At 67.4% G+C, this 25126-nt stretch carries 11 protein-coding genes; 9 read left to right on the top strand and 2 right to left on the bottom strand.

Annotated elements, in window-relative coordinates; all coding sequences use genetic code 11:
* Positions 1-23 precede the first annotated feature (23 nt).
* The 3 genes from ACWPXE_RS04990 (at position 24) to ACWPXE_RS04980 (ending at position 15413) form a co-directional block, all read left to right on the top strand.
* Positions 24-12395, top strand: a complete 12372-nt coding sequence (locus ACWPXE_RS04990) for a calcium-binding protein (RefSeq protein WP_454016925.1) — start codon at positions 24-26, stop codon at positions 12393-12395.
* Positions 12396-12623: 228 nt separating this feature from the next.
* Positions 12624-14183: a glycosyltransferase gene (locus ACWPXE_RS04985; RefSeq protein WP_454016924.1), complete on the top strand. Its 1560-nt coding sequence runs from the start codon at positions 12624-12626 to the stop codon at positions 14181-14183.
* A gap of 3 nt (positions 14184-14186) precedes the next feature.
* Positions 14187-15413: a glycosyltransferase family protein gene (locus ACWPXE_RS04980; RefSeq protein WP_454016923.1), complete on the top strand. Its 1227-nt coding sequence runs from the start codon at positions 14187-14189 to the stop codon at positions 15411-15413.
* 75 nt (positions 15414-15488) lie between these two features.
* On the opposite strand, the gene ACWPXE_RS04975 is transcribed toward ACWPXE_RS04980, so the two are convergent.
* On the bottom strand, positions 15489-16217 hold the full coding sequence (locus ACWPXE_RS04975) for an aspartate/glutamate racemase family protein (RefSeq protein WP_454016922.1): 729 nt from the start codon (positions 16215-16217) through the stop codon (positions 15489-15491).
* A 61-nt stretch (positions 16218-16278) separates the two neighbouring features.
* Positions 16279-17727, bottom strand: coding sequence for a helix-turn-helix domain-containing protein (locus ACWPXE_RS04970; RefSeq protein WP_454016921.1), 1449 nt, complete (start codon positions 17725-17727; stop codon positions 16279-16281).
* A 219-nt stretch (positions 17728-17946) separates the two neighbouring features.
* Between ACWPXE_RS04970 and ACWPXE_RS04965 the strand changes: the two genes are divergently transcribed.
* The 6 genes from ACWPXE_RS04965 to ACWPXE_RS04940 all read left to right on the top strand — a co-directional run bounded on the left by ACWPXE_RS04965 (position 17947) and on the right by ACWPXE_RS04940 (position 25121).
* A complete protein-coding gene (locus ACWPXE_RS04965; protein ID WP_035678801.1) occupies positions 17947-19479 on the top strand; it encodes an acyl-CoA carboxylase subunit beta in 1533 nt (510 codons plus the stop codon).
* Between the two features lie 23 nt (positions 19480-19502).
* Positions 19503-21503 (top strand): acetyl-CoA carboxylase biotin carboxylase subunit, encoded by a 2001-nt coding sequence (locus ACWPXE_RS04960; RefSeq protein ID WP_454017898.1) that lies wholly within the window; start codon positions 19503-19505, stop codon positions 21501-21503.
* A 38-nt stretch (positions 21504-21541) separates the two neighbouring features.
* Positions 21542-22135, top strand: a complete 594-nt coding sequence (locus ACWPXE_RS04955; protein ID WP_137141241.1) for a biotin transporter BioY — start codon at positions 21542-21544, stop codon at positions 22133-22135.
* A gap of 173 nt (positions 22136-22308) precedes the next feature.
* Positions 22309-24462, top strand: coding sequence for a methylmalonyl-CoA mutase (scpA, locus tag ACWPXE_RS04950; RefSeq protein ID WP_454016920.1), 2154 nt, complete (start codon positions 22309-22311; stop codon positions 24460-24462).
* A 102-nt stretch (positions 24463-24564) separates the two neighbouring features.
* Positions 24565-24801 (top strand): type II toxin-antitoxin system CcdA family antitoxin, encoded by a 237-nt coding sequence (locus ACWPXE_RS04945; RefSeq protein ID WP_172428560.1) that lies wholly within the window; start codon positions 24565-24567, stop codon positions 24799-24801.
* Entirely contained in the window at positions 24801-25121 is a 321-nt protein-coding gene (locus ACWPXE_RS04940) for a CcdB family protein (RefSeq protein ID WP_454016919.1), read from the top strand. The genes ACWPXE_RS04945 and ACWPXE_RS04940 overlap by 1 nt, the downstream gene beginning before the upstream one ends.
* Positions 25122-25126: the final 5 nt, after the last annotated feature.

Genomic DNA, 25126 nt, shown 5'->3' with positions numbered 1-25126 from the left:
GCATCGGCGGCATCCGGGAGTTCGTGTTCGCGGACGGCGTGGTCTGGCCGGTGTGGGGCGACATCCTGCTGATGGGCGGCACGGGCGACGACACCATCGCCATCGAGCCGGGATTCACCAGCCGCACGGTCCATGCCGACGACGGGGCGAACGTCATCTGCTTCGGCGACGACGTGACCGCCGCCGACCTGCGCCTGTCACGCCGCGGCGACGATCTGGAAATCCGCATCGCCGGGACCGACCGCTCGGTGATCGCCTTCAACCACTTCTCCGCCGACGTTCTGGCCGGGGCCGGCAACGGCGGAATCCAGGCCATCGAACTGGCCGACGGCACCGTTTGGCGGGTGAGCGGCGCCGACATCGTCATCAGCACCACCGGCAACGACACCACCGTGTTCGGCCTCGGTGGCGGGGAGGTGACGCTTTACGGCAGCGAGGGCGCCGACACCATCAGTTTCGCGCTGACCATCGACCCCGACCGGATGCGGCTGTCCCGCGAGGGCGACGACCTGCGCATCGCCTACACCGGAAGCTCCGACTCCTGGATCGTCAAGAACCACTTCGACGGCAACCCGGACGGCGTCTCCACCATCCGCTTCGGCGACGGCACGGCATGGGCCGTCGACAACACCTGCCTGATCGTCGGCACCGGCAGCGATGAGGTCTTCACCATCACGGCGGGCCTGGGCGGGCGGGTGCTGGCCGGCGGCGGCGGAGCGGACGGGCTGGTGCTCGGCGCCGGAATCCGCCCCACGGATGTGGCGCTGAGCCGCGACGGCAACGCCCTGATCATCGGCATCGCCGGAACCACGGACCGCGTCACTGTGCTGAACCAATTCGACGGGCTGGCCGCCGGCAACAGCGGGCTCCGCACCATCACCTTCGCCGACGGCACAGTGTGGAGCATCGGCGCGGCGGAGGGCTTTCGCATCGGCGGCGACACCGCCGACCTCTTCACGGTGAAGCCCGGCGACGGCGCGGTGACCCTGTTCGCCGGCAAGGGCTTCGACACGCTGACCTTCGGCACCGGCATCCTCACCGATAAGCTGAGCTTCGTGCGGGAGGGCGAGAACCTCGTCATCGCCGTGCAGGGCAGCGCCGAGCGCATTACGGTGCTGAACCACTTCGCGACCGGATGGGGCGCGTCGGTGCTGGAGAATGTGGTCGTCGGCGGGCGGACGTGGCGGTTGACCGATCCCAACGTTCTGGTCGGTAGCGCCGGGGACGACAGCTTCACGCTGGCGCCCGGCACCGGCTCGCGGATCGTGCTGCCGGGCATCGGCATGGACCAGATCACCATCGGCCAGGGCATCGACCCGGCCAACGTCCGGCTCCAGCGGGTCGGCGACGATCTGGTGGTGACCGTCTACGGCCTCGGCGACACGCTCACCGTGCTCAACCACTTCGCGGGCGGGGCCAGCGGCGGCGTCCATTCCATCCGGTTCGTGGACGGCAACATCTGGAACATCTGGGGCCACCAGATCCAGCTCGGCGGCAGCAGCACCGAAACCTTCGAGGCCAAGCCGGGCATCGGGCACGTCTCGATCTATCCCGGCGGCGGGACCGATGTCCTGCGCTTCGATCCGCGCATCGACAGCCTCGGCACGGTGCTGCGCCGCTCCGGTGGCGATCTCGAGATCGTCATGGGCGACGGCAGCGACGTCGTCACCATCCTGAATCACTTCCTCGGCAACGCGCTCCGCAGCGTCGCCTTCGGCGATGGCAAGGTCTGGACGGTCGGCGGCAACGGCGTCCAGGTCGGCACCGACGGCGATGATGTCTTCACGCTGATGCCCGGCATGGGCAACGTCATCGTGTATGGCGGTGGCAAGGCCAACGGCGACCGGATCGTCGCGGCCCCCGGCGTCGATTCGAAGGACCTGCGGCTGACCCGCGTCGGCGACGACCTGCGCGTCACGCTCGGCGCCGACAGCATGACCATCGTCAACCAGTTCGCGTCGGGCGGGGTGGTGATGATCCCGGAGATCATCTTCCTCAACGGCGTGGTCTGGCCGATCGCCGGATCCACCGTCCACATCAGCGGAGGCGGCCGGGAAACCCTGCCGGCGGCCCCGATCATCTATCCCGGCGGTCCCGGCCAGCATCTGAACATCGACGCCGACCCGGGCAAGGCGCGGGTGGTCCGCGTCGGGGCGGATCTGCACATCACCATCGAGGGACGGCAGGACGAGATCGTCATCGTCAACCATTTCGCGATGGACGGCGTCGGCGACCTCGTCTTCGACAACGGCACCACCTGGAACATCCAGGGCGGCAAGGTGCTGATCGGCGGTTCGGGCCATGACGAGTTCGTCATCCAGGCCGGCATGGGCGACGTCATCATCTATCCCGACACCTCCGGAGACGACCGGGTGCGGATCGTGGACACCGTCGACGGGTCGAAGATCCGGCTGACCCGCTTCGGCGACGATCTGCGCGTGACGGTGGACGGCACGAAGGACTCCCTGACCATCGTCAACCATTTCGCGGGGGCGCCGCTGGAGGCGATCCAGCGACCGGACGGCACCATGATGCCGCTGACCGGCGACACGGTGGTGTTCGGCGGGAAGGGGCCGACCCAGTTCCTGGTCGGGCGGGATACCGGCTCGCAGACGATCTACACCGAAGGCGGCGATTCGCTGGTGTTCGGCGACATCGACAGCACCGAGGTCGTGATGTTCCGCACCGGCTCGGACCTGGAAATCCACATCGACCGCACCAGCCAGGTCATCACCGTCCTGAACTACTACGGCGCCATCAAGGACCTGACGTTCCCCGACGGGCGGAGCTTCGACCTCTCCTCCCGGGACACGCTGATCGGGGGGGGGCGGGGCGACGTCTTCCAGATCGGCAGGACCGGCCCCGCCCAGCAGGTCATCCATTCCGGCGGCGGCGGCACCATCAACTTCGGCCCCGACGTCGGTCCGGGCGACGTGACGCTCGCCCGCGACGGCAACGATCTCCTGGTGGTCTTCATCGGAAGCGGACGGACGGTGCGCGTCGTCAACCAGTTCGCTCCGCCGACCGAGGGCATGTCGCGGGGTCTGGAGGCGGTGACCTTCTCCGGCGGCAAGGTCGTGAACGTGTGGGGTGACAATGTCGTGTTCGGCGACGCCGGCACCGACGACTTCACGATCCTGCCCGGCCAGGGGCGGCTCTACGTCTTCCCCGGCGGCGGCACCGACCGCCTCACCCTCGGGCCGGGCATCGCGCCGGCGGACGTCCGCATGGAGCGGGACGGCGTCGACCTGCGCATCTTCACCGACGACGGGCGCATCGACCTGATCGCCGTCAACCATTTCGGGCCGAACGGAGTCGCGGGGTCCGGCTCGGGCCTGGGCACCGTGACCTACGAGAACGGGCAGAGCTGGACGGTCGGCGGCAACGGCATCCTGATCGGCAGCCTGGGCAACAGCACCTTCAACGTCGGCGCCAACAGCGGACCGACCACGATCCATCCGGGCGGCGACCTCAACCGGCTCAGCTTCACCGCCGGGGTGCCGCCGGCCAACCTGCGGCTGGTGCGCATCCACGACGATCTGCGCATCGTCTCGGCGGACGGCACGGTCAACATCCTGGTGGTCAACCATTTCGAGAACCGTCTCGACGAGGTGAGCTTCCCCTCGGGACCGTCGTGGAATCTCGGCGTCGAGCATGTGTGGATCGGCGGCGACGGGCCCTCGGTCTTCCAACTCGACGACCTGGGGTCGGACCAGACGGTGTTCCCCGGCAGCGGCGACACGGTCGGCCTGCCGCCGGGGCTGGACTGGAAGGACGTGGTACTGTCCCGCTCGGGCAGCGACCTCGTCGTCGTGATCCGTGAGACGGGCCGCCAGATCCGCATCGTCAACCACTTCTCCTACAGCGACGGCACCACCGGGCTGGCCGGCCTCCAGTTCGCCGACGGCACCACTCTGCCGCTGGGCGAACTGGCGATGCTGGGCGGGACGACGGGCGACCTGCTGACCGGTACGGCGACCGACGACGTGCTGCTTGGCCAGGATGGCGACGACCGGCTGAGCGGCGGCGGCGGCAACGACACGCTGGTCGGCGGGATCGGCAACGACACGCTGGACGGTGGCGCGGGCAACGACACCTACGTGTACCGGCCCGGCGACGGGCGCGACACGCTGCTGGACACCAGCGGGTTCGACACCATCGAGATGGGGCCGGGGATCACCCGCGGCGGGATCTACTTCGCGCGCTTCGGCAACGACCTGCACATCCGCTTCCGCGGCCGGCCGGCCGACGAGATCATCGTGACCGGACGGTTCAATCTGGCGGGCGACGGTGCGTCCTACGTCGAGCGGATCGACTTCGCCGACGGCACCCGCTTCGACCTGACGCGGACCGACATCGCGCTGGAGACGGTGGCAACCGCCGCCAACGAGCAGCTCTTCGGCTACAACGTCGGGGACCGGATCGAGGGCAAGGCGGGCAACGACTCCATCCTCGGCTACGCCGGGGACGACACGCTGATCGGCGGGACGGGATCGGACTCCCTCGACGGCGGGGCCGGCAACGACCTGCTGGACAGCCGCGACGATCCGGGCACGGACGGCGCCCGCGACGTGGCCTATGGCCGCGACGGCGATGACACCATCCTGGGCGGCGGCGGCGGCGATCTGCTGTACGGCGGCACCGGGAACGACAGCATCGACGGCGGGGAGGGCGACAACTCCATCGACGGGGAGGACGGGGACGATCTGCTGATCGCCGGAAGCGGCCACGACACCGTCTATGGCCGGGCCGGCAACGACACGCTGGCCGCCGGGGCCGGCAACGACACCCTCTACACCGGCGCCGGGGATGACCTGATCCGCTACGGCGGCGGCAGCGACACCATCACCAACGAAGGCGGCAACGACGTTCTGGAGTTGGGGTCCGGCATCGCGCCGGAGGAGGTGTATTTCGCGCGCTTCGGGAAGGATCTTTACGTCCGGTTCCGCAATTCGGGTGAGCAGATCGTTCTGACCGGGCGTTTCAACGGGGCGGGCGACGGGACCAGCTTCGTGCAGACCCTGCGCTTCGCCGACGGATCGACCTTCGATGTGACCCGCAAGGACATCGCGCTGGAGACCGTGGCGAACCCCGCCAGCGAGGTGTTGGAGGGCTACAACGTCGGCGACGTCATCCGCGGCATGGCCGGCAACGACACCATCTATGGCTACGCGGACAACGACACCCTCGATGGCGGAGCCGGCAGCGATTCCATCCTCGGTGGCACCGGCGACGACAGCCTTGAGGGCGGCGACGGCGGCGACACCCTCGACGGCGAGACGGGCGACGACACGCTGTCCGGCGGTCTCGGCAATGATTTCCTCTACGGAGGGGCGGGTCGCGACACGCTGTCCGGCGGCGACGGGGCCGACTACCTGTATGGCGGCGCCGATGACGACATCCTGAACGGCGATGCCGGAAACGACACGCTGGAAGGAGGCGACGGCAACGACACCCTGACCGGCGGGGAAGGCACCGACACGCTGTTCACCGGTCTTGGCGACGACCTCGTCCGCTACGACGGCGGGCGCGAGACGATCAGCAACATCGGCGGGCAGGACGTTCTGGAGATCGGCGGCGGCCTGTCGGCGTCGGACCTCTATTTCGCGCGCTTCGCCGACAACCTCCATCTGCGCTTCCGCGGGCGGTCCGACGAGGTGATCCTCGCCAACCGCTTCAGCGGGGCGGGGGACGGCGCGTCCTACCTCCAGACGCTGCGTTTCGCTGACGGCACGCTGGTGGACATCACCAACCCGATGCTGGTGCTCGACACGGTGGCGACCGATGCGTACGAGAAGCTGGAGGGCTACAACGCCAACGACACCATCCAGGGCCTGGGTGGGGTTGATACCATCTATGGCTATGCCGGCGACGACCTGCTGGACGGCGGTGCCGGCAATGACCTGCTCGATGGCGGCGCGGGCGACGACCGGTTGCTGGGCAACATCGGCGACGACCGGCTGGAGGGCGGGGACGGCAACGACACGCTGGAAGGCGGCGACGGCAACGATCTGCACTACGGCGAGGCCGGTGACGACGTCATCGCCGCGGGCAACGGAACCGATTACGTCGAGGGCGGCACCGGGGATGACACGGTCAGCGGCGGCGCGGGCGAGGATACGGTGTTCGGTGGGGCGGGCAACGACAGCCTGAGCGGCGACGACGGCAACGACAGCCTGTATGGCGAGGCCGGCGACGACACGCTGGAAGGCGGCGCCGGCACGAACACGATTTCGACCGGCTTGGGCGACGATCTGATCCGCCACAGTGGCGGACGGGACACCATAGCCAACGAGGGTGGCCGGGACGTCCTGGAGATGCGCGCCGGCCTGTCCAAGGCGGACCTCTACTACGCGCGCTTCGGCAACGACCTTTACCTGCGTTTCCGCAACGCAGCGGACGAGATCGTGCTGAGGAACCGTTTCAACGGCGCGGCGGACGGGGCGAGCTACGTCCAGACGCTGCGCTTCGCCGACGGCGCGCTGGCGGACATCACCGACCCGGCGCTGGTGCTGGAGACGGTGGCGACCGACGCGACGGAAAGGCTGGAGGGTTACAACGTCAATGACACCATCCGGGGGTTGGGCGGTCACGACACCATTTCCGGTTATGCCGGCGACGATGTTCTGGATGGTGGGACCGGCAACGACCTGCTCTATGGCGGAGCCGGCGACGATACGCTGACCGGGGGCGCCGGGACCGACCAGCTGTACGGCGATGCGGGCGACGACCTGCTGCTGGGCGGGGACGGCAACGACAGCCTGAACGGCGGTGACGGCGACGACACGCTGATCGGCGGACTCGGTGCCGACCAGTATTACGGCGGCGCCGGAAACGACTGGATCGACAACAGCGACGACGTCGGAACCGGCGCCTCGGGCAATGTGGCCTATGGCGAGGCGGGCAACGACACCATCATCGGCGGCGACGGGGGTGAGACCTTCGGCGGCGGCGACGGTGACGACAGCCTGCTGGGCAACGCCGGGAACGATTGGCTGGAAGGCAACGCCGGCGACGACTGGGTCGAGGGCGCGACCGGCAACGATACGCTCAAGGGCGGTGACGGCAACGACACTCTGCTGGGCGGCAGCGGAACCAACACGATCTCGACGGGCCTGGGCGATGATCTAATCCGCCACGGCGGCGGGCGGGACACCATCACCAACGAGGGCGGCCGGGACGTCCTGGAGATGCGCGCCGGCCTGTCCAAAGCGGACCTCTACTACGCGCGCTTCGGCAACGACCTCTACCTGCGTTTCCGCAACGCGGCGGACGAGATCGTGCTGACGAGCCGCTTCAACGGTGCGACGGACGGGGCGAGCTACGTCCAGGCGCTGCGCTTCGCCGACGGCGCGCTGGCGGACATCACCGACCCGGCGCTGGTGCTGGAGACGGTGGCGACCGACGCGACGGAGACGCTGCAGGGTTACAACGTCAACGACACGATCCGGGGGCTGGGCGGAAATGACGCCATCTATGGCTATGCCGGCGACGACCTGCTGGACGGCGGGCTGGGCGCCGATGCGCTTTACGGCGGGGCGGGCGACGACCGCCTGATTGGCGGGGACGGCAGCGACAGCCTGGAGGGCGGCGATGGCATCGACACGCTTGAAGGAGGAAACGGCAATGACACGCTATTGGGTGATGACGGCGATGACACGCTGATCGGTGGAGCGGGCAACGATGTGATCCACAGCGGCGCCGGAAACGATCTCATCTGGTTCGACAGTGGCGTGGACACGGTCCACAACACCGGCGGCGACGATGTGGTCGACCTGGCTGGGGCCTTCGCGTCTGGTAGCCACTACTTCGTTCGCTACGGGACCGATCTGTATGTCCGGTTCCAGGGGATGAGCGACCAACTGATCATCGCGGGCCGTTTCAACGGCGACGGCGACGGCGACGGGGCGAGCTATGTCCAGACGCTGCGCTTCGCCGACGGGACCCTGGTGGACCTGACCCGGCAGGATCTTGTGATGACCACCGTCGATACCAACGCCGGCCAGAAGATCGAAGGCTACAAGGTTGGGGACTTCATCGACGGCCAGGGTGGCAATGACACCATCCTCGGCTATTCCGGCGACGACACGCTGATCGGTGGGGCGGGCGTCAACCAACTGTACGGTGGTGACGGCGACGATTTGCTCGACGGCCGGTCCGGCCAGAACGAGAGCCTCTATGGCGAGGCGGGCAACGACACCGTCTATGGCAGCGCGGGCAGCGACGGTTTGCAGGGTGGCACGGGGGACGATGTCCTGGATGCGGGCTCTGGCAACGACATCGCCTTTGGCGGTGACGGCGACGATACGATTGTCGGCGGCAGCGGGGAGGACCGTCTGTGGGGGGACGGCTTCTCAACGACCGGCAATGAGGTCATCGTTATCCGAATCCGGATGGGCGGACATATAACATGGTTCTGGCCGCGGACGATCGTTACGCTTGACGGGACAGTGCTGATGGACGCACGGGTGGACGTCCATTACTCGAATTTGGGACAGGACGGCAGCAGCACCGCGTACAAAGGGAACACTCAGGACTTCGTGTTCACCGTCCGCGACCGGAGCGAAGCGGATCGGCTGCAGATCCACGTCGTCAGCGAGTATCAAGGCTCGTCTCTGGCTCGGGCAGGCGTCTACATCGCTGGTATCGAAGTCGCAGGCTATCCTTTCTCTGGTGGCTGGTACATCTGGGAAGGGGGTACATCCACATGGGGGCTGGATAGCATACTGCCTTCTCCATCCCCGACCGAAGCGGCCGGAAACGACATCGTCAGCGCCGGTGACGGCAATGATTGCATAGGTGGCGGTGTCGGTGACGATGAGCTTGATGGTGGTACCGGCAACGATACGATCCTGGGCGGTGCCGGCAACGACACCATCAGGGGAGGGGCCGGTTCCGATGAAATGCATGGTGGGGCAGGCGACGACCTAATCGACAACCGTGACGACCCCAACGCCGGTGGCATCAACGACATGTCCTATGGGGGCACAGGGCGCGACACCATTTACGGCGGCGGCGGGACGGACGTGTCTTATGGTGGCGCTGGCGACGACTTGATAGACGGAGGAGCTGGAAAGGACACTCTTTTTGGAGAGGCCGGAAACGACTCCATCCGCGGTGGCGCCGATAACGACCAGCTTTACGGCCAGGACGGCAACGACACGCTCGACGGTGGGGCTGGCAACGACTCTCTTGATGGCGGCGCCGGGGATGACCTGTTCCTCTATGCCGGTTCCGGGCAGGGACAGGATTCCATCCGTGGCGGTGGCGGCAACGACGTGCTGGAACTCGGTGCCGGGCTGGCGGCGGAGCAGCTTTATCTCTCGCGCTTCGGCGACGATCTGTATCTCACCTTCCGCGACACGGGCGACCGCATTGCCGTGGTCGGCCGCTTCAACGGGGAAGGGGATGGGATCAACCACGTCCAGACGCTGCGCTTCGCCGACGGGATCCTGGTGGACCTTACCGCGCCGGACATCGCGCTGGAAACCTACGGTCTGGCGGCGGGGGAGACGTTGCGCGGCTACCGGATGGGCGACCGCATCGAGGGCAACGGCGGCAACGACTCGATCCTCGGTTATGGTGGTGACGACACGCTGAAGGGCGGCGACGGCGCCGACGCGCTGTATGGCGGGCTTGGCGACGACGTGCTGGACGGCGGGGCCGGCGCCGATTACCTGGAGGGCGGCGACGGCAACGACAGCCTGTCCGGCGGCACGGAGAACGACACGCTGTTCGGTGGGGTCGGAAACGACACGCTGAACGGCGGGACGGGCGCCAACGGCATCGACGGAGGGGCCGGCGACGACCTCGTGGTCTATGGCGGTGGAACCGACACTGTCGTCGGCGGTGGCGGCAACGATGTTCTGGTCTTTGGGGAAGGCTACGGCGCCGACGCTTTGCGGCTGGAGCGTTACGGCAAGGATCTTCATCTGGTGTTCGCCGCGACGGCGCAGCGGATCGTCATTGCGAACCGCTTCGCCAGCACTGGTGCCGGAGATGGGCTCAACTATCTGCAGACCTTGCGCTTCGCCGACGGCACGGAGATCGACCTGTCCCGTCCGGACATCGTCGTCACAACGAACGACGACAACGCCGGCCATACGCTGGAAGGCTACAACGCCGGTGACGTGATCCGGGGCAACGGCGGCACGGACTCCATTTACGGATATGGCGGCGACGACACGCTGTATGGCGGGGCCGGTGTCGACAGGCTGTACGGTGGCGACGGCGACGACCTGATCGACGGCCGTGACGACACCGCCGGCGACGCCGCCTACGGTGACGGCGGCAACGACACGTTGCTCGGCGGGACGGGCGGCGACGCTCTCTATGGCGGTGATGGCGACGATTGGATCGACGGTGGCGCCGGCAATGACTCCCTGGAGGGCGGGGCCGGTGAGGACCGTATGGACGGCGGCTCCGGCATCGACACCATCAAGGGCGGTTCGGGCAATGACATCGTCAGCGGCGGTTCGGGCAATGACATTCTGTATGGTGATGCCGATCAGGACACGCTGTCGGGCGATACGGGCAACGACACTCTCTATGGTGGAGCCGGCAACGACGTGATCGATGGCGGCGACGATGCCGATACCCTCTACGGCGAGGACGGGGACGACACGCTGGCCGGCGGGCTGGGCAACAACTGGATCGTCACGGGAGCCGGGGACGACCTCGTTCTCTACCAGGGCGGCCGCGACACCATCACCGGGGGCGGCGGGAACGACACTCTGGCCTTCGGAGAGGGGTTCGACGTCGCGAGCCTGCGTTTCGAGCGGTTCGGGGCTGACCTGCACATTCTGTTCGACGGCTTGCCCGATCGCATTGTGGTTGCAAACCGCTTCAACGGGGCCGGCGACGGGGCGAACTATCTCAAGACCCTGCGCTTCGCCGATGGCTCAACCTACGACCTGAGCCGTCAGGATCTCGTCATCGACACGCGGGACGACAACGCCCGTCACACCTTGGAAGGCTACAAGGTCGCGGACGTGATCCGAGGCAACGGCGGCGATGACGCGATCTATGGCTATGGCGGCGACGACAGCCTCTATGGCGGGGCGGGGGCCGATCTGGTGCGTGGCGGCGACGGCGACGACCTCATCGACAGCAGCGACGACGGGGCGAGCTTCGACACGCTCTATGGCGATGCCGGGCAGGACACCATCATCGGCGGTGGCGGCAACGACACTCTGTATGGCGGCGATGGCGACGATCGGCTCGACAGCGGCGGCGGGAACGACTCCGTGGACGGTGGGGCGGGAGCCGATACGCTGTCCGGGGGTGCCGACAATGACCTGCTCTTTGGCGGCAGCGGAAACGATGTCATCGATGGCGGCGCCGGCAACGACGCCCTGTTCGGCGAGGCCGGTGACGACACGCTGTCGGGCGGTGCCGGCGACGACAGCATCGACGCCGGCCTGGGGGACGATCTGATCCGGTATGGGGGCGGGCGGGGCACGATCCTGGGCGGCGGCGGCAACGACGTGCTGTTGATGGGCGAAGGCTTCTCGGCGGACCAACTCCATTGCGCGCGGTTCGGAACCTTCCTTGTGCTGCGCTTCCACGACCGTGATGAGCAGATCGTCATCGCCAACCGCTTCAACGGGACCGGCGACGGGACGAACTATCTCCAGACCGTCCGCTTCGCCGACGGCACCGAGGTCGATCTGTCGGCCCAGGACCTGCCGCTGCTGACGGTCGGCGGCGAGACGACGGAGACGTTGTGGGGCTATGCCGGGGACGATTGGATCGACGGCGGAGGGGGCAACGACACGCTGTTCGGTGAGGGCGGGAACGACACGCTGATCGGCGGCTCCGGTTGGGACGAACTGCACGGCGGCGCCGGCAGCGACCTTCTGGACTGCCGCGGCGACGCGGGTTCCTCCGACGTGGCGTACGGCGAGGCCGGCGACGACACGCTGATCGGCGGCGGTGGAAACGATCAGCTTTCGGGCGGTGACGGCGACGACGACCTCTACGGTGGGGCCGGCAACGACACGCTGGCCGGCGGGCCGGGCAACGACACCTACCGCTTCGCGCCCGGCGGCGGCAACGACCGCATTGTTGAAAACGACGCGGACACCGGCAACGACCGCCTCGTGATCGACAGCGCCGTCGATCCGCACCAGCTGTGGTTCCGCAAGATCGGGACGGACCTGGAACTGCAACTCGTGGGCACCGCCGACAAGGTGACGGTCGCCGGATGGTTTTCCGGCACCACTCATCGCCTGGACAGTCTCGAGATCGCCGGCGGTCCGGTGTTGCAGGCGTCGTCGGTGGACCAGATGGTTCAGGCCATGGCCGGCTTCACCCCGCCGGCATCCGGCACGACGAGCATTTCCTCCGGCGCCTATCCACAGATCGACGCCGTCATCACCGCCCTGTGGCGGTGATGACGGCTGCGGCTGCGGCGGCGGATAGGTTGCAGCGTCCGGCCCATCGCGATGGGCCGGGTCCACCTGCCAAGCGCCATCACCGCGCCCTCTCCCGGCTGAGGATGCGCACGGTGATCGCGTTGACTTCCACTCAAACCGCTCCTATAGGTGGCAAAATCGCATTCGCCCAAATCTCTCGGGTCGAGCTGGGCCAGCGCTTCTCGAGTCAACCGGGGCCGTCTTCCCATGCAAGATCTCAGCTCCCGAGCCGCCGTCCTGACCAACCTCATCGCTCGGCTGCAGGGCCCAGCCGGAACCGGCGAGGCGCTGAGGGAAATTTCGGAAAGCTGTGACGCTGCACGCGCGGCAGGTTTGGGAAGCGACGCCGCGGCGATGGAGACGCTGGACGCCGCGACCGCCGGTCTGGACCCCATTCTTCGGGAATCGGCGCTGGCCCATGTCTCGGGCGATCTTCGCCGATACGTGAACATCCTGGACATGCTGGACCATGTGCTGGACCTGGCGCCGCTGGACGGCATCAACCAGATCTACTGGTCGATGCAGCGCCAGCTTTTCCTGGTGCGGATGGACATGGCGTCGGTTCCCGACTTCACGACCGGCCGGCTGCTCCCCTTCTATGAGCGGTTCCTGCGGCAGCTATCCTCCCGGCTGGGCACAGCTCCGGCCCCGCGCCGGGCGGGGCGGCCGGACAAGGGCAAGGTCGTCATCGTGACCAACCAGTTCCTGTCCGACCAGCACCAGCCATCGCGCGACCTGCTGCTGCTTGCGGTCCGGCTGCAGCGGGACCTCGGCCGGACGGTTCTGGTGCTCAACACCAACATGATGCCAGACCGCTACTACAGCCCGTTCATTCCACCCTTCGCCGCCGCCGTCGAGGAACGGCTGTCCGGCGAGCAGACGATCCGGTTCGAGGACGAGACGGTCCGCATGCTGTCCTCCACCGCACCCGGCATCGCCGCGGAGAAGGTGAACGGCTTCCTGGCGGCCGTGGACGCCTTCGATCCGGATCTGGTGATCGCCTTCGGCGGTTCGGTCGTCGTCGCCGATCTTCTGGAGGGCGTGCGCCCGCTGCTGTGCATCCCCACCACGACCGGCCAGACCATCTCGCTCGCCGACATCGTGCTGGACTTCGGAGGCCGAGTGCCCCCCGCCGGTGAGGGGCGGCTGGCCCGCTCCTGGCGGCCTTTCCGCTTCGGCCTGTCGCTGCGCCGCACCGGCGACACCGCCACGCGCGCGGAGTTTTCCATTCCGGATGCCGCGTTTGCCTGCATCGTTGTCGGCAACCGCCTGGACGCGGAGGTCGATGGCGACTTCCTGGAATTGCTGGAGCGGATTTTGGACGCGGTGCCACAGGCGCTGGTGCTGTTCGCCGGGGGAGCGGAGGCCTTGCCCGGCCGGCTGTCCGGCCGCCGCCACGCCGCGAGGCTGCGCTGCCTTGGCCATGTCGACCGCATGGAGGCTCTGCTCCAACTCGGCGACCTTTTCCTGAATCCGCGCCGCACCGGCGGCGGAGCGGGGGCGGCACAGGCGCTGGCCGCCGGATTGCCGGTGCTGTCGCATGCCGGCGGCGATGTGGCCAGCGTCGCCGGCCCCGCCTTCCTGGTCGCGGATGATGAGGCGTTCGTCGCCCGCGCCGCGGCTCTGGCGGCCGATGCGGCGCTGCTTGCCGCGGCGAGAGGCGAGGCCCGTGCCCGCTTCGCGGCGGTGGAGCAGGAAGGGAGCAACCTGCCGCAACTCGCCGCCTACATGGCCGAGGCGGTCGCACTGTTCAGGAAGCCGGAGTAAGCCGTGCGATTCCTTCTATGCGGCCAGGGCACGTCCGAAATCCTGTGGTCGATCCAGGCGGCTCTGGTGGATCTCGGCCATGAGTCCGTGCTGGCCTTGCCCGACATCTCGCAGGACCTGATCGACCGGCGGATCGACGTTCTGTTCGTTTTGAACCTGTTCGACATTCCCCGCCCGACGGTGGAGATGCTGCGCGCCTACATCGCCGGATTCGGCCTGCCGCCGGCCGTCGTCCACATCTGTTTGAAGCATCCGCTCGAGGAGGTCGGGGCACGCTCGACGGAGCAGATCCGCGAGACCGACCGGTGGATGACGGAAAACAACATTTCCATGTGGTGCATGTGCCGGGGATCGGCGGAACAGTCCGCCCGGCTCGGCCTGACGCGGGTGTTCCACGAGCCGCTCGGTGTCCATCGCTGGATTTACACCAGCCCGGCGCAGGGCGGTTCCGTCGATCTGTACAAGCGCTGGATGTCGCACGGGACACCTGGCCTGCAACGCCATCCCTACGCCGCGATGAAGGGGCCGTCCGACACCGGAGAGGCGGAAGCCTCGGTGCGGGACCGCTTCCTCTATCTGGGGCAAGGCTGGCCGGACCACATCGAATCCGGCCGCGAGCCGGTACCCCCGGCGATCCACCGCCATGCGGAAGCCGTGTCCGCCGCGATGATGGAGCGGCCGACGCTGCACAGGCTGCAGGCCATGGACCTGTGCGGGCTGACGGAATGGTCGGCGGACCCCGCCTGGACGCTGGATTTCAACCGTGCCTTCACCATCGCCTTCGCCGTCGAGAACCGCCGCCGTTTCGCTCTCGCCCTCCGGAGCGGCTTCGGCGAGGTTTTCTCGCTTTGGGGCAACGGCTGGGAACGGTTTGGGATCGCTTCCGAGCCGGTGTCATCCGCGCCACGCAACGTCTATCACGCCGCCGGAGCCTGCCTGGATTTCGGCAGCCTCGCCTATGATACGGCGATCTTCCCAAGGACGCTGGAAATCATCAAACGGGACGGGCTGCTGGTGAGCTGGCGGCACACGGACACGGACCGGCTGTTCGGCCCGCATGAGGATGACCTGACCTTCACCGGCGAGAAGGACGCGCTTCAGGTCCTGTCGGCACTGGCCGGAGATGCCGACCGCCGCGCAAGGCTGCGGTCGGCACATCGGGACTGGGCTTTCGAACACCTGGCCCTCACCGCCATCCTGCCGAGGATCATTGCGAGGTTGCAGGACTGATCGGGGTCGTTGTTCATCGCCCGTGCGCAGGGCGCGCGTCGCCGCCGGGCTTCCAGCACGCCGGATCGGTGGCCCTTATTCGCCCAGCGCGAAGGCCACGGCGGCGGTGGCGTGGAGCGCCGTCGTGTTGAACATCGGGAATTCCGGGCGGTCGGCCTGATCGACCAGCAGGAAGATCTCCGTACAGCCGAGGATCACCCCCTGCGCCCCGTCGGCAGCCAGCCGGTCGATGATTTCCAGGTATTGGGCCTTGGATTCGGGGCGCAGATCGCGCCGCACCAGCTCGTCGAAGATGATGCGGTCGACCGTCGCCTTGTCGGGGTCGGAGGGCACCATGATCTCGACCCCGAAGCGCTCCTCGTAACGGCGGCGCAGGTCGTCGGAGAGCATCGTCGGCATGGTGCCCAGCAGAGCGACCCGCGACAGGCCGGCGGCCCGCATCGCGGCACCGGTCGGATCGGCGATGTGGATGAAGGGGGTGGCGCGCTCCGCCATGATCGGCTCGACCACACGGTGCATGGTGTTCGACACGCACAGGATCACGTCGGCTCCGGCGCGCTCCAGCGCGTCCACCTTGCCGGACAGGTAGCGGTGCGCGGCGTCCCACTCGTTCCGGCGGACGAAATGCTCGATGTTGCCGAAATTGACGCTGACGATGACGATCTCGCCGTTGTCCCAGCCACCGAATCGGGCGTTCAGCCCCTCGTTCAGCAGGCGGTAATACTCAGCGGTGGCCTGGTTGCTCATGCCGCCGAGGACGCCGATGGTCTTCTGGGGCAGGGGCCGGGCGGTGGGAGTCGTCATGTCGCGATCCTGTCGGTTGGGCCGCGGATGATAGAGCGGCCGCATCGGAATCGCCAACCCTTCAGGCCTTTTCCACGGTCCGCCCCTCCTGGGTGAACAGGTAGGGGACGAAGCTGCGGTGGTGCTCGTCCACCGAGAGCTGGCTTCCGATGGGCGGGAAGGCGCGCTGTTGGCAGTCGGTGCGCTCGCAGATGCGGCAGTTCACGCCGATCGGCACCGCGGCGGCCTCGTTGGAGGTGTCGATGCCGGCGGCGTAGACGATCTCGTTGGCGTGGGTCGCCTCGCAGCCCAGCCCGACGGCGAACTGCCGCGACGGCTTCAGATAGGCGCCGCCGCGCTTGGTCACCGTGCGGGCGATGCCGATGTAGGTGGTGCGGTCGGGCATGGTGGCGAACTGCACCAGGATCTTGCCGGGCTGGGCGAAGGCCTCGTGCACATTCCACAGCGGGCAGGCGCCGCCGAAGCGCGCGAAGTGGAAGCGCGTGGCGGAATGGCGCTTGGTGATGTTGCCGGCCATGTCCACCCGCACGAAGTAGAAGGGCAGCCCCCGCGCCCCCGGCCGCTGCAGGGTGGACAGCCGGTGGCAGACCTGCTCGAAGCTGGCGCCGAAGCGGCTCTGCAGCTGTTCCACGTCGTGGCGCAGCGCACGGGCCTGGGCGGCGAAGGCGCGGTAGGGCAGGACCAGCGCCCCCGCGAAGTAGTTGGCGAGCCCGACCCGGCAGATCGACCGCGCGTCCTCGCTGGAGAATTTCGCCTGGGCGACCCGCTCCTCGATGGCGTCGCCGAAGCCCAGCAGGGCGATCTGGTGGGCCATGTGGAAGGCGCGACTGGGGCCGTTCAGCAGGGCGGACAGGCGCAGCGTGCCGGTGCTGCCGTCGTAGCTGCGCATGGCCGTCTCCCCGTCGTCGGCGACGATCTTGACCCGCACGTCGTGCCGCCGCTTCAGATAGGCGGCCAGCTCGTTCAGCAGGGCGCCGGAGTGGATCTTCTCCGTGTCCCACAGCTTTTCCGCCGCTTCGTCCAGCGGGCCGATGTAGTTGTTGCAGTAGTGAAAGTAGTCGCGGACCTCCTCGTAGGGGAATTGCGGCCCGGCGAAGGCGTCGCTCGGTTCCTGGTTGGACAGGCTGTCGGCCAGCGATTGCACCCGCTCGTGAAGCTTCTGATAGGCTTGGTGCAGGCTCAGCACGCGGCGGGCCAGCTCCGGGCTGGAGCCGACGGCGCTGCGCAGCTCGGCGTTGGTCAGGGGAGCCCCAGCGAACAGCGGGTCGGCCAGGGCCTCGCGCAGATCGGCGACCAGACGGCTGTCCTCGTCCTCCACGAAGTTGGACAGGTCCACCTCGAACACGGCGGAGATTTTCAGCAGCACCGGCAGGGTCAGCGGGCGCTGGTTGTTCTCGATCTGGTTCAGGTAGCTCGGCGACAGGTCCAGCGTCTTGGCCAGCGCCGCCTGGGTCAGCCCGCGCTGTTCGCGCAGGCGACGGAGCTTGTAGCCGAGGAAGAGCTTCTGCATGGACCCGCCTATCACCCGAAGATTATGCCGAAGTGCATATTTGCAATCTTGGCAAACCGCGCGCTGCGTTTGCAAATATGTTCGCAACTTCGCACATTTTTCCCGCCCGGCCAATTGCCCTGTTGCAAATCTTGTGAATAATCCAGGCGTTCCGGTGAGGGGACCGCTGCCACAAGGTTCGCAAGGTCCTCCGCCGCTCGCCAAAGTGGGAAACGCCTGATGCAAGAAATTCTGGCCAAGTTGGACGCCATGCGCTCCGGTGCGCGGCTGGGCGGCGGCGAAAAGCGCGTCGCCGCGCAGCACGCCAAGGGCAAGCTGACCGCGCGGGAGCGCATCGAACTCTTCCTCGACGAAGGCTCGTTCGAGGAGTTCGACATGTTCGTGCAGCACCGCTGCAACGACTTCGGCATGGAAGGCCAGAAGGTTCCCGGCGACGGCGTGGTCACCGGTCACGGCACGGTGAACGGGCGTCTCGTCTTCGTCTTCAGCCAGGACTTCACCGTCTTCGGCGGCTCGCTGTCGGAAGCCCACGCCGAGAAGATCTGCAAGATCATGGACCAGGCGATGAAGGTCGGTGCGCCGGTCATCGGCCTGAACGATTCCGGCGGCGCCCGCATCCAGGAGGGCGTGGCCTCGCTCGGCGGCTACGCCGAGGTGTTCCAGCGCAACGTCAACGCCTCGGGCGTCATCCCGCAGATCTCCCTGATCATGGGGCCGTGCGCCGGCGGTGCGGTGTATTCGCCGGCCATGACCGACTTCATCTTCATGGTGAAGGACAGCTCCTACATGTTCGTGACCGGCCCGGACGTGGTGAAGACGGTCACGCACGAGGTGGTGACGGCAGAGGAGCTGGGCGGGGCGATCACCCATTCCAGCAAGTCCGGCGTGGCCGACATGGCCTTCGAGAACGACGTTGAGGCGCTGCTCCAGCTCCGCCGCTTCATCGACTTCCTGCCGGCCTCCAACCGCGAGCGGGCGCCGGAGCGTCCCTGCACCGACCCGATCGACCGCGACGACCTGTCGCTCGACACGCTGGTGCCGGAGAACCCGAACAAGCCCTATGACATGAAGGAGCTGATCCTCAAGACGGTCGACGAGGGCGACTTCTTCGAGCTTCAGCCCGACTATGCCAAGAACATCATCATCGGCTTCGGCCGCATGAACGGCAGCACGGTCGGCATCGTCGCCAACCAGCCGATGGTGCTCGCCGGCTGCCTGGACATCGACAGCTCCAAGAAGGCCGCGCGCTTCGTGCGCTTCTGCGACGCCTTCGAGATTCCGATCCTGACCCTGGTGGACGTCCCCGGCTTCATGCCCGGCACCTCGCAGGAGTACGGCGGCATCATCAAGCACGGCGCCAAGCTGCTGTTCGCCTACGCCGAGGCCACCGTGCCGAAGATCACCGTGATCACGCGCAAGGCCTACGGCGGCGCCTATGACGTGATGGCGTCCAAGCATCTGCGCGGCGACATCAACTACGCTTGGCCGTCGGCGGAGATCGCGGTGATGGGGCCGAAGGGTGCTGTGGAGATCATCTTCCGCGGCGACATCGGCGACACCGCGAAGATCGAGGCGCGCACCGAAGAGTACCGGCAGAAGTTCGCCAACCCGTTCGTCGCGGCGTCGCGCGGCTACATCGACGACGTCATCATGCCGCACGGCACCCGCCGGCGCGTCATCAAGGCGCTGTCCATGCTGAAGAACAAGCAGCTCCAGAACCCCTGGCGCAAGCACGACAACATCCCGCTCTGAAGGCGCGCCGCCCCATGACGACCCTGTTCTCAAAGATCCTGATCGCGAACCGCGGCGAGATCGCCTGCCGCGTCATCCGCACGGCGCGCCGCCTGGGCATCAAGACGGTCGCCGTCTATTCGGACGCCGACAGGAACGCCCTGCACGTCGAGATGGCCGACGAGGCTGTCCACATCGGCGCCGCCCCCTCGGCGCAGAGCTACCTGCTGATCGACCGCATCGTCGACGCCTGCAAGAAGACCGGCGCCCAGGCCGTCCATCCCGGCTACGGCTTCCTGTCGGAGAAGCGCGAGTTCCAGGAGGCGCTGGCCGCCGCCGGGATCGCCTTCATCGGTCCGGACGCCCACGCCATCCAGGCCATGGGCGACAAGATCGAGTCGAAGAAGCTGGCCAAGGCCGCCGGCGTCAGCACGGTGCCCGGCTATCTGGGAGTCATCGCCGACGACAGCGAGGCGGTGACCATCGCCCGCGACATCGGCTACCCGGTGATGATCAAGGCGTCGGCCGGCGGCGGCGGCAAGGGCATGCGCGTGGCCTGGAACGACGAGGAGGCCCGTGAAGGCTTCCGCTCGGCCCAGAACGAGGCGCGCTCCTCCTTCGCCGACGACCGCGTCTTCGTCGAGAAGTACATCCAGCAGCCGCGTCACATCGAGATCCAGGTGCTGGCCGACGGGCAGGGCACGGCCCTGTATCTGGGCGAGCGCGAATGCTCGATCCAGCGCCGCCACCAGAAGGTCATCGAGGAGGCGCCGTCGCCCTTCCTCGACGCCGCCACCCGCAAGGCGATGGGCGAGCAGGCCGTGGCGCTGGCCCGCGCCGTGGACTACAAGTCGGCCGGCACGGTCGAGTTCATCGTCGACGCCGAGCGCAACTTCTACTTCCTGGAGATGAACACCCGCCTCCAGGTGGAGCATCCGGTCACCGAATTGGTCACCGGCCTCGACCTCGTCGAGCTGATGATCCGCGTCGCGGCGGGCGAGAAGCTCACTCTGAAGCAGGACGACATCAAGCTGCACGGCTGGGCCATCGAATCCCGCGTCTACGCTGAGGACCCCTTCCGCAACTTCCTGCCCTCCACCGGCCGGCTGACCCACTACCGCCCGCCGTCGGAGGACCCGCATGTCCGCGTCGACACCGGCGTCTACGAGGGCGGCGAGATCTCCATGTTCTACGACCCCATGATCGCCAAGCTGTGCAGCTGGGGTTCGACGCGCGACGCCGCCATCGCCCGCATGCGCGAGGCGCTGGACCAGTATTACATTCGCGGCGTCAGCCACAACATCCCGTTCCTCGCTTCGCTGATGGCCAACCAGCGCTTCGTCGACGGCCGGCTGACCACCAACTTCATCGCCGAGGAATACCCGACCGGCTTCCACGCCTCCGACCTGCCGCCGGACGACCCGGCGGTCCTGATCGCCGTCGCCGCGGTGATCCACCGCTGCCTGAACGACCGCGACATCCAGATCTCCGGCAAGATGCCGGGCAACAAGGTCCGGGTGCGCGACGACTGGGTCGTCGTGATGGACGGCGCGCAGCACCCGGTCCATGTCCACCCGACGGACGGCAGCCCGCAGCGCATCGGCTACACCGTCGATTTCGAGGGCAGGCACCATGTGGTGTGGAGCGACTGGACGCTCGGCCAGCCCCTGTTCCGCGGCACGGTGAACGGCGCGCATGTCTGCGTCCAGGTGGACCGCGTCGGCGTCGGCTACCGCCTGTCCCACTCCGGCAGCCAAGCGCTGGTCAAGGTGCTGACGCCCAACGCCGCGCGGCTCGACGCGCTGATGCCGGTGAAGGCGCCGCCGGACATGTCGAAGTTCCTGCTGTCGCCGATGCCCGGCCTGCTCGTCTCGGTCGCCGTGACCGAGGGGCAGGAGGTCAAGGCCGGCGAGGTGCTGGCCGTGGTCGAGGCGATGAAGATGGAAAACATCCTGCGCGCGGCGCAGGATGGCACGGTGTCCAAGGTGCACGCGACGCCCGGCTCCAGCCTGGCGGTCGATCAGAAGATCCTGGAGTTCGCGTGAGCCAAGCGGGCTCCGACATATAGGGAAAGGTAAGGACGATGGCTTTCGCAAACACGCTTTCGCAGCGTGCCGCTTCGCTTCTCGAGACGGTCGCCCCGCGGGGCGGCCTGCTCACCGCCGCCACCGCGGCGGTTCTGGGCAGCCTGCTGCTGGCCGCCTCGGCCAAGGTGCAGGTGCCCTTCTGGCCGGTTCCGATGACGATGCAGAGCATGGTCGTCATCCTGCTCGGCATGGCCTACGGCAGCCGCCTCGCCACGGCGACGGTCCTGCTGTACCTGCTGGAAGGCCTCGCCGGTCTGCCGGTCTTCGCCGGTCCGGGCGCCGGTCCGGCCTACATGGCCGGCCCGACCGCGGGCTACCTGCTGGGCTTCGTCCTGGCTGCCGGCGTCACCGGCTGGCTGGCCGAGCGCGGCTGGGACCGCAGCCCGCTGAAGGCCGTCGGCGCCCTGGCGATCGGTCACGCCCTGCTGTTCGTCCCGGGCGTCGCCTGGATGGCCGTCCTGTTCGGCGGCGAGAAGGCCGTCGCGCTGGGCCTGACGCCGTTCCTGGCCGCCACGGTGCTGAAGACCGCGCTGGGTGCCGCGATCATGCAGGCCGCCTGGAAGGTCGTCGCCCGCCGGTCGCAGGGCTGAGAGTAAGGGGCTCGTACTTGCCCCCCCCCCGGCCCTCCCCCGCTTCCGCAGGGGAGGGGCCTGTTCCCCCCCCCCTGCGAAGCGGGGGAGGGCCGGGGTGGGGGCAAGACACTCCCGTTTCATTGATCGTTTCAAATCATTCGAACCAAGAAGCCGTGTCGAGGAGACGTCCCATGAGCGAGTTCCCGAAGAAGACCCAGGCCGACTGGCAGACCCTGGCCACCAAGGACCTGGGCGCCAATGGGACGCTCGAAGACCTCGTCTGGAAGACTCCGGAGGGTCTGGACGTCAAGGCGCTCTACACCGCCGCCGATCTGGAAGGGCTGGAGTTGGACAGCCTGCCCGGCTTCCCGCCCTTCACCCGCGGCCCGCGCGCCACGATGTACGCGGTGAAGCCCTGGACCATCCGCCAGTACGCCGGCTTCTCGACCGCCGAGGACTCCAACGCCTTCTACAAGGCGAACCTGAAGGCCGGGCAGATGGGCCTGTCGGTCGCCTTCGACCTCGCCACCCACCGCGGCTATGACAGCGACCACCCGCGCGTGGTCGGCGACGTGGGCAAGGCCGGCGTCGCCATCGACAGCGTCGAGGACATGAAGATCCTCTTCGACGGCATCCCGCTCGACAAGATGTCGGTGTCGATGACCATGAACGGCGCGGTGCTGCCGATCCTCGCCGGCTACATCGTCGCGGCGGAGGAGCAGGGCGTCAGCCAGGACAAGCTGAGCGGGACCATCCAGAACGACATCCTCAAGGAGTTCATGGTCCGCAACACCTACATCTACCCGCCCGAACCCTCGATGCGGATCATCGCGGACATCATCGAGTACACGGCGCTGAACATGCCGAAGTTCAACTCGATCTCGATTTCCGGCTACCACATGCAGGAGGCCGGGGCGACCGCGGTGCAGGAGCTTGCCTTCACCATCGCCGACGGCCTCGAATATGTCCGCGCCGCCATGTCCAAGGGGCTGCCGGTCGACAAGTTCGCGCCGCGCCTGTCCTTCTTCTTCTCCATCGGCATGAACTTCTTCATGGAGATCGCCAAGCTGCGCGCCGCGCGCCTGCTGTGGTCGACCCTGATGAAGCAGAAGTTCGACCCGAAGGACGCCCGCTCGCTGGCGCTGCGCACCCACTGCCAGACCTCCGGCGTCTCGCTGACCGAGCAGGACCCCTACAACAACGTCATCCGCACCACCATCGAGGCGATGGCGGCGGTTCTGGGCGGCACCCAGTCGCTGCACACCAACGCCTTCGACGAGGCGCTGGGCCTGCCGACGAAGTTCTCCGCCCGCATCGCCCGCAACACCCAGCTCATCATCGCCGAGGAGTCGGGCGTCACCAACGTGGTCGATCCGCTGGGCGGCTCCTACTACATCGAGAATCTGACCCACAGCCTCGCCAACGCCGCGCTCGACCTCATCAACAAGGTCGAGGATCTCGGCGGCATGACCAAGGCGGTGGACAGCGGCATGCCCAAGCTGCTGATCGAGGAGGCCGCCGCCCGCCGGCAGGCCCGCGTCGACCGCGCCGAGGAGGTGATCGTCGGCGTCAACAAATACCGTCCGGAGAACCCCGAGATGGTCGACGTGCTGGACATCGACAACACGGCGGTCCGCGAATCCCAGATCGCCCGCCTGAACAGCGTGCGCGCCAACCGCGACGACGCCAAGTGCCGCGCCGCCCTGGAGGCTCTGACCAAGGCAGCCGCGGAGAAGTCCGGCAACCTGCTGGCCCTGTCGGTCGAGGCCACCCGGGCCCGCGCCACGGTCGGCGAGATTTCCGACGCGCTGGAGAAGGCCTTCACCCGCCATGTGGCGGTCATCCGCTCCGTTTCCGGCGTCTACGGCGCCGCCTACGAGGGCGACGAGGGCTTCAAGAAGATCCAGGAGGAGGTGTCCGCCTTCGCCGCCGAGGAGGGCCGCCGCCCGCGCATCCTCGTCGTCAAGATGGGCCAGGACGGCCACGACCGCGGTGCCAAGGTGATCGCCACCAGCTTCGCCGACATCGGCTTCGACGTGGACATCGGGCCGCTGTTCCAAACGCCGGAGGAGGCCGCCCGTCAGGCGGTGGAGAACGACGTGCACGTCATCGGCGTGTCGTCCCAGGCCGCCGGCCATAAGACCCTGGTCCCGCAACTGGTCGAGGAACTGCGCCGCCAAGGCGCCGGGGACATCCTTGTCGTCTGCGGCGGCGTGATCCCGCCCCAGGACTACGACTACCTCTACAAGGCGGGAGCCGCCGCCATCTACGGCCCCGGCACCAACATCCCGAAGGCCGCCTCCGACATCCTGGCCATCCTGCGCAAGCAGAAGACTGCGGCGTAACCGGTGTGGAGGGGCGGGCCACGCTCTCTCCCAGCGAGGACTGGACGCCATGAGGAAACATGCGCATAGTGTTTGCGCATGTTTTTTCGTTGGAGGGTGTCCATGGCGCGCGGATCAGTGCAGAGGAAGCCCACCAACGTCTCGGCCCGGCCCGATCTGATCGCCGAAGCGAAGAGCTTGGGCATCAACCTGTCGCAAGTCTTCGAAGCCGCCGTCGAGCAGTCGGTGAAGGACGCGAAGCGGGAGCGCTGGATCGAAGAAAACCGTTCGGCCTTTGATGCCTACGACTCCTATGTGGAAAAGCACGGCGTGTTCAGCACCGGGAAGCGGATGTTCTGATGCGTTTCCTGGATGTCTGCCGGAATCCGGATGCGGTCGGCCGACCTGACCATCCGGTTCCGTTTCTTCTCGTCGTTCAAGGGAATCATGTTGCGGTGCGCTCCACGCGCGTCGTCATTCCTCTCGTCCGGACGTCTGAAGCGGGAACACCCATTCGTGATGTGATGCCGGTGCTCGATATTCAGGGCGAGCAACTGGTTGCCATGACGTCGCAGATTGCGGGCATTCCGGTGACGGGCATCGGCGATGTGGTGATGAACATGTCCAGTCGGCACCACGATATCCGGCGCGCCATCGATGTGCTGACCGGCGATTTGTGAGCGGT

The organism is Azospirillum sp. Marseille-Q6669 (assembly GCF_965111635.1).
This window is presented reverse-complemented; position numbering and strand designations above follow the sequence as displayed.